The organism is Arthrobacter sp. TJ-266 (assembly GCF_058269115.1).
Genome location: NZ_JBZCNC010000009.1, coordinates 23,414 through 37,533, shown reverse-complemented (window position 1 = coordinate 37,533; position 14,120 = coordinate 23,414). Strand labels below are relative to the sequence as shown.

Annotated in this window: 21 protein-coding genes; 13 read left to right on the top strand and 8 right to left on the bottom strand. The window is 62.7% G+C overall.

What is annotated here, in order from left to right:
* Window positions 1–105 precede the first annotated feature (105 nt).
* The 9 genes from AC4D12_RS16785 to AC4D12_RS16745 all read left to right on the top strand — a co-directional run bounded on the left by AC4D12_RS16785 (window position 106) and on the right by AC4D12_RS16745 (window position 5,839).
* Window positions 106–1,605, top strand: a complete 1,500-nt coding sequence (locus AC4D12_RS16785; RefSeq protein WP_490951104.1) for a ParB/RepB/Spo0J family partition protein — start codon at window positions 106–108, stop codon at window positions 1,603–1,605.
* Between the two features lie 654 nt (window positions 1,606–2,259).
* Window positions 2,260–2,724: a hypothetical protein gene (locus AC4D12_RS16780; RefSeq protein WP_490951103.1), complete on the top strand. Its 465-nt coding sequence runs from the start codon at window positions 2,260–2,262 to the stop codon at window positions 2,722–2,724.
* A 210-nt stretch (window positions 2,725–2,934) separates the two neighbouring features.
* The gene (locus AC4D12_RS16775; RefSeq protein ID WP_490951102.1) at window positions 2,935–3,249 is read left to right on the top strand and encodes a glutaredoxin family protein; all 315 of its coding nucleotides are present in this window, start codon (window positions 2,935–2,937) and stop codon (window positions 3,247–3,249) included.
* Window positions 3,250–3,254: 5 nt separating this feature from the next.
* The gene (locus tag AC4D12_RS16770; RefSeq protein WP_490951101.1) at window positions 3,255–3,491 is read left to right on the top strand and encodes a hypothetical protein; all 237 of its coding nucleotides are present in this window, start codon (window positions 3,255–3,257) and stop codon (window positions 3,489–3,491) included.
* A gap of 76 nt (window positions 3,492–3,567) precedes the next feature.
* On the top strand, window positions 3,568–4,113 hold the full coding sequence (locus AC4D12_RS16765) for a single-stranded DNA-binding protein (protein WP_490951100.1): 546 nt from the start codon (window positions 3,568–3,570) through the stop codon (window positions 4,111–4,113).
* A 104-nt stretch (window positions 4,114–4,217) separates the two neighbouring features.
* Window positions 4,218–4,607: a hypothetical protein gene (locus AC4D12_RS16760; RefSeq protein WP_490951099.1), complete on the top strand. Its 390-nt coding sequence runs from the start codon at window positions 4,218–4,220 to the stop codon at window positions 4,605–4,607.
* Between the two features lie 8 nt (window positions 4,608–4,615).
* Window positions 4,616–4,903 carry a helix-turn-helix domain-containing protein gene (locus AC4D12_RS16755; protein ID WP_490951098.1) on the top strand — a complete coding sequence of 96 codons (288 nt, stop codon included), beginning with the start codon at window positions 4,616–4,618 and terminating at the stop codon, window positions 4,901–4,903.
* Window positions 4,900–5,157 (top strand): ParB family protein, encoded by a 258-nt coding sequence (locus AC4D12_RS16750; protein WP_490950941.1) that lies wholly within the window; start codon window positions 4,900–4,902, stop codon window positions 5,155–5,157. Before AC4D12_RS16755 ends, AC4D12_RS16750 begins: the two co-directional genes overlap by 4 nt.
* Window positions 5,158–5,434: 277 nt before the next feature.
* Window positions 5,435–5,839, top strand: a complete 405-nt coding sequence (locus AC4D12_RS16745; RefSeq protein WP_490951097.1) for a hypothetical protein — start codon at window positions 5,435–5,437, stop codon at window positions 5,837–5,839.
* Window positions 5,840–5,853: 14 nt separating this feature from the next.
* Here AC4D12_RS16745 and AC4D12_RS16740 read toward each other — a convergent pair whose 3' ends face one another.
* From AC4D12_RS16740 to AC4D12_RS16715, 6 genes are all read right to left on the bottom strand, one after another.
* Window positions 5,854–6,183 (bottom strand): hypothetical protein, encoded by a 330-nt coding sequence (locus AC4D12_RS16740; protein WP_490951096.1) that lies wholly within the window; start codon window positions 6,181–6,183, stop codon window positions 5,854–5,856.
* Window positions 6,184–6,438: 255 nt separating this feature from the next.
* The gene (locus tag AC4D12_RS16735; RefSeq protein ID WP_490951095.1) at window positions 6,439–6,780 is read right to left on the bottom strand and encodes a histone-like nucleoid-structuring protein Lsr2; all 342 of its coding nucleotides are present in this window, start codon (window positions 6,778–6,780) and stop codon (window positions 6,439–6,441) included.
* Window positions 6,781–6,900: 120 nt separating this feature from the next.
* On the bottom strand, window positions 6,901–7,629 hold the full coding sequence (locus tag AC4D12_RS16730; RefSeq protein ID WP_490951094.1) for a hypothetical protein: 729 nt from the start codon (window positions 7,627–7,629) through the stop codon (window positions 6,901–6,903).
* 242 nt (window positions 7,630–7,871) lie between these two features.
* Window positions 7,872–9,188: a hypothetical protein gene (locus AC4D12_RS16725; protein WP_490951093.1), complete on the bottom strand. Its 1,317-nt coding sequence runs from the start codon at window positions 9,186–9,188 to the stop codon at window positions 7,872–7,874.
* Between the two features lie 109 nt (window positions 9,189–9,297).
* A complete protein-coding gene (locus tag AC4D12_RS16720) occupies window positions 9,298–10,197 on the bottom strand; it encodes an SDR family NAD(P)-dependent oxidoreductase (RefSeq protein WP_490951092.1) in 900 nt (299 codons plus the stop codon).
* A 73-nt stretch (window positions 10,198–10,270) separates the two neighbouring features.
* Entirely contained in the window at window positions 10,271–10,858 is a 588-nt protein-coding gene (locus tag AC4D12_RS16715; RefSeq protein ID WP_490951091.1) for a CGNR zinc finger domain-containing protein, read from the bottom strand.
* 96 nt (window positions 10,859–10,954) lie between these two features.
* Here AC4D12_RS16715 and AC4D12_RS16710 point away from each other — a divergent pair, with 96 nt between their 5' ends.
* The 4 genes from AC4D12_RS16710 to AC4D12_RS16695 all read left to right on the top strand — a co-directional run bounded on the left by AC4D12_RS16710 (window position 10,955) and on the right by AC4D12_RS16695 (window position 13,054).
* The gene (locus tag AC4D12_RS16710; RefSeq protein ID WP_490951090.1) at window positions 10,955–11,581 is read left to right on the top strand and encodes a LysE family translocator; all 627 of its coding nucleotides are present in this window, start codon (window positions 10,955–10,957) and stop codon (window positions 11,579–11,581) included.
* 121 nt (window positions 11,582–11,702) lie between these two features.
* On the top strand, window positions 11,703–12,308 hold the full coding sequence (locus tag AC4D12_RS16705) for a recombinase family protein (protein ID WP_490951089.1): 606 nt from the start codon (window positions 11,703–11,705) through the stop codon (window positions 12,306–12,308).
* Window positions 12,309–12,317: 9 nt separating this feature from the next.
* The gene (locus AC4D12_RS16700; RefSeq protein ID WP_490951088.1) at window positions 12,318–12,578 is read left to right on the top strand and encodes a chemotaxis protein; all 261 of its coding nucleotides are present in this window, start codon (window positions 12,318–12,320) and stop codon (window positions 12,576–12,578) included.
* Complete coding sequence (locus tag AC4D12_RS16695; RefSeq protein ID WP_490951087.1) at window positions 12,560–13,054, top strand: hypothetical protein; 495 nt, start codon at window positions 12,560–12,562, stop codon at window positions 13,052–13,054. The genes AC4D12_RS16700 and AC4D12_RS16695 overlap by 19 nt, the downstream gene beginning before the upstream one ends.
* A gap of 45 nt (window positions 13,055–13,099) precedes the next feature.
* Here AC4D12_RS16695 and AC4D12_RS16690 read toward each other — a convergent pair whose 3' ends face one another.
* The gene (locus AC4D12_RS16690) at window positions 13,100–13,699 is read right to left on the bottom strand and encodes a hypothetical protein (RefSeq protein WP_490951086.1); all 600 of its coding nucleotides are present in this window, start codon (window positions 13,697–13,699) and stop codon (window positions 13,100–13,102) included.
* The gene (locus AC4D12_RS16685; protein ID WP_490951085.1) at window positions 13,696–14,076 is read right to left on the bottom strand and encodes a hypothetical protein; all 381 of its coding nucleotides are present in this window, start codon (window positions 14,074–14,076) and stop codon (window positions 13,696–13,698) included. Before AC4D12_RS16685 ends, AC4D12_RS16690 begins: the two co-directional genes overlap by 4 nt.
* Window positions 14,077–14,120: the final 44 nt, after the last annotated feature.

Sequence of the window (14,120 nt, the reverse complement as noted above, 5' to 3'; positions counted from 1 at the left end):
CGAGCGAGCGAGCTCGCCAGCAGGCAAAAAACAACGGGGGAGAGAGGCCACTGCTGGTCACCAAGGCCTCCCGACCCCAGACACCTACACCCACAGGAGCACCACATGAACGAGAAGCAAACCACCAGCCCCACGCTGGAAATGCTCGACCCCCGCACGCTCACCGTGGACGTGAACGTGCGCAAGGACGCCGCCCTGACCCCGGAGTTCATCGCGAGTATCAAAGAGCACGGCGTGATCGAACCCGTGATCGCACACCCCCGCGACAACGGCGACGGCACCACCACGATCCACGTCCTCATGGGACAGCGCCGCACCCTCGGCGCGGTCGAAGCCAAGACGGCCCTGATCCCGGTCATGGTCGTCGGCAGCCCCGAGGAGGCCGAGCGGATCACCACGCAGGTCGTGGAGAACGTGCAGCGGTCCGCGCTCACCGACGCCGACGAGGCCGACGCCTTCCACCAGCTGTCCCTGCTGGGAGTGAGCGCGGCGCAGATCGCGAAGAAGACCGGACGCGCCAAAACGACCGTCGAGGGCGCGTTGAAGGCCAAGAAGAGCGCAGCGGGGGAGGCGGCGCTCACGAGGGGCCGGACCATCGAGGAAGCTCTCGTGCTGGTCGAGTTCGAGGGCGATGCGGACGCCACCGAGGAGCTGGAATCGGTGATCGAGGGTGATCCTGAGATGCTCGCGCACGCCGCCCAGCAGTTGCGGGACAGGCGCACCCGCGAGCAGGCCCGCGTCGAGCTCCTCGCAGAGCTGGCAGCGGCAGGGACCACCGTCGTGGACCACGAGAGTTACGGCTACTACCCGACCGATGAGAACGTGCGCCCCAGCGGGTTGCTCCGCGCGGACGGCGAACGAGCTACCGATGACGACGCGAACGCCGTGTTCGTGGACAGCAACTACTACGGCGAGGTCTTCACCGTTCCCGTGGTCACCGGGTGGAAGGACCTTGGCTTCACCCTCCGGCACGCAGCGACTTCATCGGTGCCGTCCGGACCGATGACCGATGAGCAGAAGGCCGACCGCCGGACCCTGATCGCGAACAACAAGGCCATGGTGTCCGCGACGACCGTCCGCCGCGACTTCGTCCAGTCGTTGCTGGCGAAGAAGCAGGCACCGAAGGGGTGGCAGCACTTCACCGCCTACGCGCTCACCCACCACCCCGTGGTCGCCAGCGGCTACAAGGGCGACGTGGCCGCGACCATGGCCGGGGCGAAGATCGAGGGCACGGAGACGTGGGGGTGGAACCCGCTGCGCGATCACGTCGCGAAGACCACCACCCGGCCCGAGGTGTCCCTGATCGCGCTGATCTGCGCAGGGTTCGAGGAGACCATCGCGAAGGACTCATGGCGCTCACCCTCCGCAGGTCACGTCGCGTACCTGACGCAGTTGGTCACATGGGGGTACAAGACCAGCGAAGTCGAGCAGATCATCCTCGACAGCACCAAGCCAACCGAGGAGCTGGGAGAGGAGCCCGAGGATCGTGAAGAGGGCGACGAGCTGGACGGCGGCGAGCCCGACGGCGAAACGTTCGCGGAGGTCCACGCCGAGGAAGAGGACCTCATGGCTGAAGAGGTGGCCGAGGAGCTGACGCCCTTCTAGTAACACCGAGGGGCACTGAGGGGCACTGTGCAGGGCGGGACGCCACCCGCCCTGCACAGCACAGCACAGCCGCTCACGTGCCACTCATGTGTCGATGGCGCCGGCGCCCAGGTGCCGGGGCGGTTCGCCGCCGCTGGGCGAACCTCGAGCGGTGGTCGCCGGCGACGAACCGCCATCCACGCCACACCCAGCACCATGACCCGGAATCCGCGCTACACGGTGACAGCCGATAGGCCGTCCTAGTCAGGACACGTCCCAGCAACGAGCACAAGGGCTTCCCTGGCCTCCGCTGGCGCTCCACCCAGGGCAATGGTCCTCGCTTCGCTTCGGCCTGATAGGGCCCGGGCGCTCCTTCGTCGCACCCGACCCCTGTTGTGTCTACGACGTTTTTTGCTGCTGTCCTTCGGATTATGCGTCCCCGCTCCGCGCCGTCAATCGCTGCGCGACGTCGTTGGTGGCAAACCTCTACGGCGCTCCTGCGTCGCTTATTTCCTTCGAGGTTTCCCACCACCTTCGCCCTTCGGGTTGACAGTGCTCCCTCGGGAACGAGCGAGCGAGCTCGCCAGCAGGCAAAAAACAACGGGGGAGAGAGGCCACTGCTGGTCACCAAGGCCTCCCGACCTCAGACACCTACACCCACAGGAGCACCACCACATGAACGCTCAGAACGCTCAGGACACCGTGAACGCAGACACTGCGGTTCTGGTCAGCACCACCACGAAGGACACCGAGGAAACCGTCAGCGCCCCGGTCCTGCCCGTGGACGATCGCACAGGCGACGGGTACGACTGGCTCGAGACCCTCACGGGCAGCCCGTGGAAGGTCATGGGTGCGTGGGGCACCGACGGATGGGACGCCGGGTCCTGGCCCTACATCTTCTTCGCCACCGCCACCCACCATGACGAGACCGGCACCCTGTACGGGTACGGGACCTACATCGAGGGCGACACCTACACGCACTGGTACCGGAGCGAGGACGCATGCCACAAGGCGATCACCCGCGAGGTCTTCTGGTACTGGAAGCACGGACAAGCAGACGGCCCGGCCCACCTGCCAGCCACGGCCGAGGAGCTGGACGACGAGTTCACCAAGCCCTACGGATGCATTCACCGCTGCTAGACCCCGCTGAAAGAGACGCCGCACCCCGGCCCCGCGGACGGGGTGCGGCGCCCCTCACTAAAGGGAAAGATACCTTCAGATTGATGAAGAATAGACCTGAAATCTTCGCCGTAAACCCTCTTTTTTCAGATGAATAAGCGGTAGACTTGGTAACAGCAGCACAGCAGTTGACTCTCACTAAAACCCACACGTAACCAAGGACTGAGCGCCATGACCATCACCATTTTCGAGAAGCCCACTGGGTGCTTCGGGTGCAAGAAGACGAAGGAACTGTTCGATGCCGCCGGCGTCCAGTTCACCACCGTGGACATCACCACCAACGACCAGGCTCTGGCCTACATCACCGAGGAGCTCGGCTACAGCCAGGCACCCGTCGTGGTGTACGAGAAGGACGGCAGCGAAGACCACTGGTCCGGCCTGAACCCCACCAAGATCAACCAGGTCATCGCCCTCGACGCCACCACCTCCACCACCTCCACCACCTCCACCACCTCGACCACCTCCATCAACGCGGAAGGGAAGTGAGCATCATGGCCACGCCCACGCCCGTACCCACCACCTCGAGGAAGCGCGTTGACGGCTTCGTCATCCTGGTTTGGCTCATCGGCATCGCAGGCGCCGGCCTCCTCACTGCGGCCGCAGTCCTCGCCGTCCCGCGGGGGACTTTCCTCGCCGGCCCCGACGCCCTCTTCTACGCCGCCCAAGGTGCTCTCCTCCTCGGAGGCGCGCTGGGAATCTGGCGCGCTAAGACCCCCGACGCCCCATAAACACTCATTTACTCAATCCACTCATTTACTCATCACCGACAACACAAGCACCCCATACGAAAGGCAGTTGAGCATCATGGCCGGAGAAACCGTCATCACCGTCATCGGGAACCTCACCGCGGATCCCGAACTCCGCTTCACCCCCAGCGGGGCAGCGGTCGCGAACTTCACCATCGCGTCCACCCCGCGCACGTTCGACCGGCAGTCCAATGACTGGAAGGACGGCGAAACCCTGTTCCTGCGCTGCAACGTCTGGCGCGAGTCGGCCGAGAACGTCGCCGAGACCCTCACGAAGGGAACACGCGTCATCGCCCAGGGCCGGTTGAAGTCCCGCAGCTTCGATACCAAGGAAGGCGAGAAGCGCACCGTGATGGAGCTCGAGGTCGATGAGGTCGGGCCGAGCCTTCGGTACGCCTCCGCGAAAGTCACCCGCGCTCAGCGCAGCGGATCCGGCAACAACGGCGCCGGTGGAAGTAACGCCCAGGGCGGGGGAGGGTTCCAGGGAGGTGCGCAGCCGGGCAACTCGTGGCAGCAGCAGCCCACGGATGACCCGTGGGGAGCCCCCGCAGCAGCAGGTGCCGGTGGGTGGGGCAACGGCCCCGACAGCGAACCGCCGTTCTGATCAACACGTAGGGTGGCCGGCAACCGTCGGTCACCCCCTGATCATCGACCCTCACTCACCAGCAGACCTGCACCCACGAAGACCGCCTCTGGAAGGATCACACCATGACCGAAGATTTTGACGAGTTCAGACTGGCGGACGACGAGCCACCGACCCCCGTGATCGTGTCGTCGGCTGACGCGATCTACGAGGAGCTGCGCACGATCTGCCACCACAGCTTGCCCGGACATTCCATCCCGGCCCCGGTCGCCTACAAGGTGCTCGGGAGCCTCAAAGGCGTCGAGTGGCTGCTCTCGCAGGCCCTCGGCCAGCTCGCGGCCGGCCTCGGGAAGTCCCTGGAAACCCACGACGTCTACGAGTACGAGGACCGCGACCCTGTCCAGTCGGTCGCCACGGCCACGGATCACCTGACCTCCGCGGCCGCTCTCGCCAGACAGCTCGGTCATCATCTCGCGCAGGCGCAGAATGCCATCGCCGGCCAGGGCTACCGGTAGCCGCCGCCATGAGCGACGGAACGGGTTCTGTCGAGCGGCCGCAGCCGCTGCGGTTCCTGACTCTGCAGCAGGCCGGTGAGGAGCTGAACGTGCAACGCACGACGGTGATGGGGCTCATCAAGACAGGTGAGTTGCCGGCCATTCAGGTCGGCGGTCGCGGGCAGTGGCGCATCGAACGGACCAAGCTCGAGGAGTACATCGCCGCCGCCTACGAGCGGGCCCGGGCAGAACTAGCTCGAGGGGAACAGGTTGAGGGACAGATCAGGGAAGAGGCTGGGGGAGGGGGCCCGGAGTGAGTAAGAATAAGCCTGCGTCGTTCACCCCGTACTTCAGCCAGGCCGACGCGGACCAGGTCCGCGCGGCGTTCCTCGCAGCAGGCAATGCCGAGGGGTATCGGTCTGTGACAGACTTGATCGAAGCAGCTGTGATGCGTGAGGTGAAGCGCCTGCAGCGCAAGCACAACCAGGGCAGGAAGTGGGAACCGGTCGCACCGGGAGCCCTCCGCCCAGGCCGACGGACTCTCACCGAAGAGAAGAACCGGGCCCTATAGATTTCCTCGGTGTAGGGGAAAGCAAGAAAAGCAGTACGGAGACGGAAGCTGGTGGTGCAGCTTCCGTCTCCTTCTTTTTAACAGGACGGCCTCAACGCCGTTCCCACCGTGGGAAGAAGGGACGACCATGACCGGTTACCGACCACCTGCGGTGCCAGGAGCGCCCGAACCACGCCCGATCGACAGTGTCCGACTCGTCTGGTGGTTAGCGCGCGGCTTCTGGCACGGAGCCACGCACAGCAGGGGAGTGGAGTGTGTCCGCTCTGCCGGTGCCCTGGTGGGATGGGTCTTCGCCGCCCCGGTCCTCGTCGTCGCGTACCCGTTCATCGTTCGCAGCAAGGGCAGCCGGTACTACATGAGCCCGCAGCGAGACGCCGTCCTGGCGATCGTGGCCACCACGACCGGGTGGACCCTCGAGGACCACTCATCGGCGCGACCAGGGACCGGACGAGGCCACGTCCTACGAAAGACAGTCTTTCCGGAGATCCTCACCGCCGCGGACCGCGACAGCATCGCGATCAACGCGAACGCGGCGACATCAGGACTGGCGGAACGGTACATGTCAGAGATGCCCGGGCTCATCGACGTCGGCCCGGCCCGGCCTCGAGGCCGGAAGCTGCACCGCCCACCGACGCCGATCGCGCGATCCGCTGGTGAGGACGTCGACGCTTCCGCTTCCTGACGGGTAGTACCTCGTCAGGCCTTGGTGGGGTCGACCGGCGCCGGTGTGACGGCGCTAAGCCACACCCAGCCCTCGCGATGGATCTTGATGGGCGGTTCGATGAACCGGATCTTCACCGCGGTCCTCGTGTACGCGATCGCGTGGGCCTGCACCCGGATGGCTTTCGAGGGGTATCGAACCCACGCGTACACCCGCCGCGGCTCCGGGAAGTCCTTCGGCTGGCTGTTTTCGACGTCAAGCTCCGCCGCGGTGAGCATAATCAACTCCTCCCGCATCACGAACTCCTCAATCCGCGCATCCAACTGCTTCGCGTAGAACGCCTTGTACCTCGCGTTCTGGCCCATGCCCGGGACAGTACGAGCCCACGCCGACAATCAACGAATCTGCACCGTCAGCAGGCACTCACGGAGGCTGTGCATGGCCACCGCTCGCTCGAGGTGAGCTGACAACACAATGGTGACGTGGTGGGTGTGTACAAGCGGTCAGGGCGGTTCCTGCTGTCCAGGTGTGTGCGGGTCAAGCAGCGCAGCGGGGAGGGCTTGAGCCGTGCACGGGTGGTCAGGAGGCCAGCGGAGCCAACTACCGGATCATTCAGTTAGCTACTTTTGTGCCTGGTTGTAAGCGTCCACGATTGTCCGTGCGATCCGGCCGCGCGAGCTCACCTTGTGGCCGTTCCCCTCGGCCCATTGACGGATTTGCTGGACTTCATCCCGCCGCGACGCACCGCCCGCGGCCCCGCGTGAAATGCTGCGCCCTCGACGGCCGGAGGAAACTTTCCGACCCTTCTCGAGGTACTGCGAGAGAGCCGCGCGCAGCTCGTCAGCGTTCTCCGTCGTCAAATCAACCTCGTACTCAGTGCCATCCAAGCCGAAGCGAACTGTCTCCTGCGCTTCCTCACCGTTGAGGTCATCGACCAACTGAATCTGCACACGCTGCGCCATGCTTCACTCCTAGGGTGACCTTTACGAGCTTCTCAGGCTCTACTGGTATTTACTGTATCGCGGAACATTCTTCGAGAATGCGCACTTCTACCTAGTGGAAGGTAAGTCAGAATTGGTTGTTCAGTCGCCAATGATTTGACGACCGACCAACTTGATGTCGTGGCCCCATGCTTTGCCTCGTTCGCCGAGCACTCCCTGTACTGCCGCCATGGCCACCAGGTCCCAGAATCGTCGCAAACTTCTCGCCATCCGCATGTTGAGGCTCGTGTAGAACTCGTCGGCCAGAGCGGCGTCGGAAAGCATTCGTTGGAACAGGTGGTTGATGGGGGGCTCGGTGTCCAGTACCACCTGCTCTGCGGTGGCCCAGAAGGCCTGTGGGCTTTCTTCTCGTTGTGGGTTCTCAGCGAGTGCATCGAGATAGTAGAAGCGGCCTTGTCGTCCGTACCGGTTCAGGGTGGAGAGGAAGGCGGGCCACACTGGATCGGTGTCGACGGCAGCGAGGTGCAGATCGACGTGATGGCGGTGCGTTGCTTCGTCAGCATGGTGCCGGATCACCTGACGGAAGCCCGCTTCCATTCTGATCAAGTCGTGTCCGTAGTCGTTCTTGAGAACGGTGGAGGGAAGCCAAACACCGTGGTCTTTGACGTGCCGGAGGCCGAGGCCAAGTTTCAACAGCTTCTCGGCGCCGATGGAAAGCATCGTCATGATTGGGTCGCGAGTCGTCTGGATGAAGGCGGCTGTCTCCAGCGCGCGGATGCCGTACGCAAGTAGGTGCTTCGTGGAATCCGACTCTTCAATGAGGTGGAACGCCTGAAGTGGTGACAGGCCGTCGTTATGGCGTTTCGGCATGCGCACACTATGACAGGCGGACACTAGTTATGGCCGAACGCCGATAATCAACTCTGCGCACCAGGCACTCAGGGATGCTGTGCACGGCCAGCGCTCGCTCGATCCGTCGTCCAACTGTTTCGCGTAGAACGCCTTGTACCGTACGTTCTGACCCATGCCTGGGACAGTACGAGCCGATGCCGACAAGCAACGATGTACACCGTCACCCGACATTCGAGGAGCCCAACGGGCTTGACGACACCTCAACTCGTCGTCATGCGCATCAGTGCGGAAAAATCGTACGGCTCTGACAGAAGTACCGAGAGGCTGCCCGTGAATACCTGGTCGAAGCCGCGAGCTGTAATGCGCCAATGAGCACTTACTGTGGGCGCAGAGGTTACGAGGACCAGATCGTCGCTATCACTGACCCACGGCGTACCGGGGCGTAGTTCAGGTAGCTGAATGATCACGCGCAAGCCGTCTTTTTCATTCTCCCAGCTCAGCGGGTAAGAGCTATGGGCGGCGCGCAACCCTGTGAAGTCGTATGGCACAATCCCGGCCATTCCGTAAGGATCACGAGCTCGGATCACGGGAGGAATCAACTTGTTTTTATCGAGATCCTTGACGTCAGTGTGATCAATTCCCCTCACGTTCTCGAAAAAGACGTCTACCCTGACAGCTTCCAGAAATTGACTCTCAGTATTTTTGATGCTGAAGGTCGGTCCCGTCAGGACAGCACCAGCCAGGTCATCCAAAATGCCAGGCCACTCATCAACAAGTTCGCTTTCCCACTCCTGAGCTCGCGCTTCAAATCGTGCCGGAGTTATCTCGGTGCCGCTGAACAACGGGTGATCGCCAAGTAGCGCAGCGAACGCTGCGGTTGAGGGAAGGCCTGACTGCGTTTTCACATACTTTTTCCGTGCGGTCTCAATCAACCTTTCCGCAACGCGCTGTCGGACCTCATCGGAGGGTAGGACGAAGTTAACCGAATTATCGATACTGACTTCGAACTGAGGCAACGTCGCTGCCCGCTGGTTCGCACGGGCGAACAGCCGGTCTAGGTCCGCGGAATCGGCTTTCTTTGTCTCCCCTTGATGGCGTACGTATATATCCCCATCACGCAGAATGGAAGTTTTATTATCTCCATAACTTTTCCTGCAGACGAATGGTGGGTCGCCCTGTCGGGGAGGATCGATCAGAACAATTAACGCCTCCTTGTTGGGCTCGTCGGCAGGGTATCGTTCAAGATCCCACTGAGGACCATTTGTCCCCAAGTAGGCAGCGATTTTTCGTTCCAGCGCGAGAATCTCAATGCCCTCAGAAACTCCGCCCACTCGGCCTTTTTCGGCCCCGAGGACCATCACAGCGTAACCATCGAAGGCCCGGGCTGCCGTCTCTACGGGCCGGTTCGCCGCACCAAGGATGTACTTAGCAACCTTGGCGCAGTCCTCCTTCGAGTCGATTTCGAAAGCGCTTTTTACCTCTAGAAAATGCTTTTCATGAATGTCGCCGCCGATTTTGATCGCATCCAGTATCGCCTTGCGCTGTCGTTCTCCTGTTGGTGCGCGGCTTACGTCCATGACCTACATCTTGCCACTGGCCGTTCTGAACCCGACCGGTTACTTCGACCGAACTACGAGCGACCCTGTTGCGCCAAGTACACCCCAGGCAACGTTCGTTCGGTTGCTTTTAGGAAGAGGCCGTTCGACGCCGGTACTCGGCGTTGAGCCAGCGGTCAGTTAGTGCGGGGAGGTGGCGGTAGCCGAGAGCGAGGGCTTGGGCTGGTGCAGGGAACGTGATGATCGGTCGGTTCCGCTGAACGCCGCGCAGGATGGATCGCGCGGCGCGTTCTGCGCTGACCGCTTGCGCTGGCGCGACGGCTGCCGGGTTTTTCGCGCCCAGGATGGGTGTGCCCCAGATAGCGGTGGCAACTTGGCCGGGACATACGACACTGATGCGCACCCCGTGTGCTGCAGCTTCTGGTCGGAGAGTCGTGGACAGGCCGACGACCGCGAATTTGGTCGTGTTGTAGAGGGTTTGCAAGGGGACAGGTACGAGTCCGGAGATGGAGGCCGTGTTGACGATGTGTCCATGGCCTTGCTCCCGCATGATCCTGTAGGCGAGGTCGGTTCCGTCGATGACGCTGCGGAGGTTGAGGGACAAGATGCGGTCCCACTGCTGCGGCGTTGCTTCGTGGAAGGAGAGGGTTCCTCCGATGCCGGCATTGTTGAAGACGAAGTCCAGTGCATCGTTCTCTGTCGCTATCTGTTTGAGGAGATTCTTGAACGCGCTGCGGTCTGTGACATCGAGGGCCGCTGCGGTGGCTTTCATCCCCTGATCGCTGAGCGCCAAGGCGCGCGCTCCAGCGGTGTCGGCGTCGATATCGGCGAGGACGACATGTGCACCCTGTGCTGCCATCTGCTCGGCGAGAGCAAGACCGATACCGGAAGCGGCACCGGTTATGACGGCAGTGCGACCAACGAATGCTCCCGGACTGGTAGCCCCGCGAGAACTCGTGACTTTCTTGCCGACGGCTGCAGCTGCAATGCTCACGGCGGAAAGAGCTGCATTCAAGTGCTTGGGCGACATGACCCTCATGCTAGCCACAGCACCCAACCTCTGACTGTTGCATCGAGGTACACGCTGCGCACCACCGGACCGTCTACAACGCTGGTTTGGTGGGGGAGGGCGTCGTGTTCTGCTTGTTGGCGAGGAAGCGGGCTTTTTTCTGGCGGTTCCCGCAGGTGTTCATGTCGCACCATCGGCGGGTGCGGCTTTGGCTCGTGTCGAGGAAAACGGCCCGGCAAGTAGGTGAGGCGCACAGGGCCAAGTGCCCGTCATGTTGGCCGGAGATGAGGGTGATCGCGTCGGAGGCGATGACGCCGAGGGCGTCCTCGAGGTCCGATGTCGGAGTGAGTCGCCACCGCAGCCCACCCTCGGGAGTGAGATAGGCCGTTGCCCTGCCCTCCGCGCTGCGCGCATTGATGACCTGTAGCGCAGGGGCAGGAAGAGGGTCTTCGAGGGCGGCTGCTGTCGCCGCGGCGTGGATTGCTTCTCTGAGGTCTCGTGCGAGATCGAGGTGAGCCTCAGTGCAGGCGTGAACGGCGAGGCCGTTCGCGTCCAACCAATCGATGAGGCGCTCTGGTGTTGGCAGGCGTTCCACCATGGTGCCGTGACGCTCCGACAGGGTTCCGGTGAACCGGATGGCCAGGATGTTCCCGGTGCGGAAGTCAGGACTACCAATAGGCATGGAACCACCTTAGCTGGTTGCTTCACGCATCGGCTCCTGATAGAACCAGCTCAGACGGTTCGTACTCTGACGGGCCCTGGTGAAGGGCGGATAGTTGTGGTCGATGTCGGGGTTCTGCCAGGGTTCGTCGCTGTCATCCTGCTGTTTCTCATCCCGCCGGGTCCGGACATGGCGTACATGCTCGCCGTCGGCCTCGAGGGCGGGCGACGGTCCGCGGTGAAAGCGATCCTCGGCATCGGAACCGGCATGAGCGTGTACGCGGCCCTGGTCGTCATCGGGGTAGCGGAGGTTGCTCGGTCCTCCCCGATCCTGCTGGACGCGGTGAAAGTGTTTGGCGGCATCTATTTGTTGTGGCTTGCCTATCTGACGGTTCGCAGTGCCCGCCGTATGGCCGGCGGTGCCGTAGACGTGTCAACGGGAAGGCCCTACCTGCGGGGCGTGCTGGTGAGTCTAACAAATCCGAAGGTGATCTTGTTCTTCCTCGCGGTCCTACCGCAGTTCATGGGCAACGCACATGATGTCAGTGCTCAACTGGCGATGCTCGGAGCTGTCAACGTGCTCATTGAGGTCCTGCTCTACGGGACTATCGGAATCGTCGCTGGCGTCTTCCACACACGCTTCACGAGCTCACCTAAGGCTGGAGCCACGTTGAACTACATCGCGGCCGCCGTCTACGTCGCCCTGGCAGGAATCGTCCTCACAGAAGTCATCGCAAAGCTCTGAGCCTTCTCCCGCGGATGTGGCGTTGGGGTACACCCATACGCAACTGCGCAAAAGTGGTCATATCGCGTTGTTTTGGGGTCCCTTTCTGGCTTTTGCAACAGGATCATGCGAGGGTCTAGACATGACGCAACACAAGATCCAGCGGATCGGATACGCCCGCGTCTCGACCCTGGACCAGAACCTTGCCCGGCAGCTCGCCACCATCGGCGACGTCGATCGCATGTTCGAGGAGAAGCAATCAGGTGCGCAGCGCGCCGGCCGCACGGAGTTGGCGGAGATGATCAAGTACGCCCGCAACGGTGACACCGTCGTGGTGTCCTCCATGGACAGGCTTGCCCGGTCGGTGATCGACCTCAATCAGATCGTGGGGGAGCTGACGGGCAAGGGCGTCTCTGTCGAGTTCGTCGCAGAGCGTGTGACCTTCACGCCGGGGACTGCGGATCCGTTCGCGGAGTTCCAGCTGAACATCATGGCGTCCTTCGCGCAGCTCGAGCGATCGATTATCAGGGAGCGTCAGGCTGACGGCATTGAGGCTGCGAAGGCCCGCGGTGTGTACAAGGGCCGGCCTCGCAAACTCACTGACGAGCTGCTGGCCGAGGCCAGGGCGCTCATCAACACGAACGTGAACAAGTCCGAGGTCGCACAACGCCTCAACGTCGATCGGACCACTCTGTACCGGGCGCTACTCAAGGCCTCACCGACACCACCGTCACCACCGACCTCCTAGGAGCGCATCATGTTCATCTTCTTCTTCATGGCAGCGTTCCTCGCTGTGTCCCTGCTGGGGTGGATCATCTTCGCACTGACGCATCCAGTGGTCGCCGGTCAGGGCGTGCTGATCTTCCTTTGTAAGGCGGCTGGCTTCATCGCTCTGTTGGTCTCGCTGGGGTTGTGGATCGGTCCGGGCTTCCTGCAGGCGCTGCCCGGGTTCCTGTTCATGGGGGTGTGCTTCTTCGCCGCCAACAAGCTCGAGCTCAGATGGCGCAGCAGCTGGTGACCGTAGACGAGGACGCGAGGTTCTGGTCGAAGGTGATCAAGGGACCCCGGCCGGATGACTGCTGGCTGTGGACAGGCGCGGTGTCGGACGACGGTTACGGCCGCTTCTGGATCAAGACATCCGAGGGGCAGAAGGCCCTCCGTCCGCAGCGTCACGCGCACACGCTCCTCACGGGGGAGCAACTACCGCCGGAAGTGATCCTCCTGCACGCGTGCGACGTGCCTCTGTGCGTCAGATCTACGGGCGGACCTGACAGCCACACCCACCCGGGGACCCAGGCTGAGAACCTCCAGGACCGACTGCAGAAGCGACGACACCCCCACGCCTACACCTGGCACTGGCGCAGCATTGGCCGCGCCAACTTCGCCGCCCGTTCCCGCCAGTTACGCGACGCACTCAAAGAGCATGGTTGGGATGAATCGATCATCCGGCCCCTCATGTCCGGTCACGACCCCGACGCCCCACGATTGTTCTGAGACTGCCCCAGGTGAGGTAACGCGCGGCTGGCGAATGATCGGTCGTCATCGACGCTGATGATGCTTCCCACCGAGGAGGAGACGTAGCCAACGGCGCGGTCCGCTGAGTCTTCGTGGCTCGCGCCCACGGACGGTTTCGTCGGAGACGAGAGTGTCACCGATCGTCTCAGAGATGCGCAAGGTAGAGCCGGGGGCTTGTTCCACGCCGCGCCGGAATCCCTCGATCATCGCGTCATGACGTTGCTGCTGGGCACGCTCCACCGCCTCGAAACCCAGATTGATGATCGGTTGGGAAAGGCTCACCCACGCCCGAACTTTTTCCTGCGCCTCAGCGGAGTCTAGATCGACTACCAGGAGCGCCCTGTGAGCTTGGGTTTCCCACTCCTGTACAGGTCGAGCTGTCGTTGCCCGATCGAGGCGATCAAGCAGAACACCGGCCATGGTGTCGGTTTCTAGATCCTTCGGAGTCGCTGTCACGGAGTGAGCTGCACGCACAACTTCTAGACGATCAGCGAGATGCACTCCGAGGATCTCCTCGTGCGTCATCCCGTTGGCGAGCTTCTCATCGCGGCCGCGAAGCGTTTCTTGAAGACTCGACGTAGCTTGAATGAAACGGTTGATGGCATCAAGCTTCGCACTGCTCACGCTGAAAGTTCCTCGACTTCAGCCAGGGGCGGCTGTGCGTCGGCCTTGGGAGTAGCTACGTCGATGCTGCGCACGTAGGACACACTCACGTCGAGCAGCTCCGCTACCCCCTGGCGGGTCTCGCCCGTGGCCAGCATCTTCCGCACGGTGTCCTTCATCTCCTCAGCAGAGGACTGGGCTTCTCTCTTCGCTGCGGCGATGAGGTCGGCTGCCTGCCGTTCTGCTTCCTCTACTGATGCGTCGGCCGTCATCTTCGCTGCGTGATACTCAGTGGCCAGGGACTGCAGGAGGTCCTCACGCTCGCGCCGCTTCGCTGCGAGCTCTTCAGTGCGACGACGAGCCTGAACCATCATCGAGTTGCGTGTCTTAGCTGCCATGACTTACCCCCTGGGTGCGACGTGCCCGGCGATTCGGGCGAGAC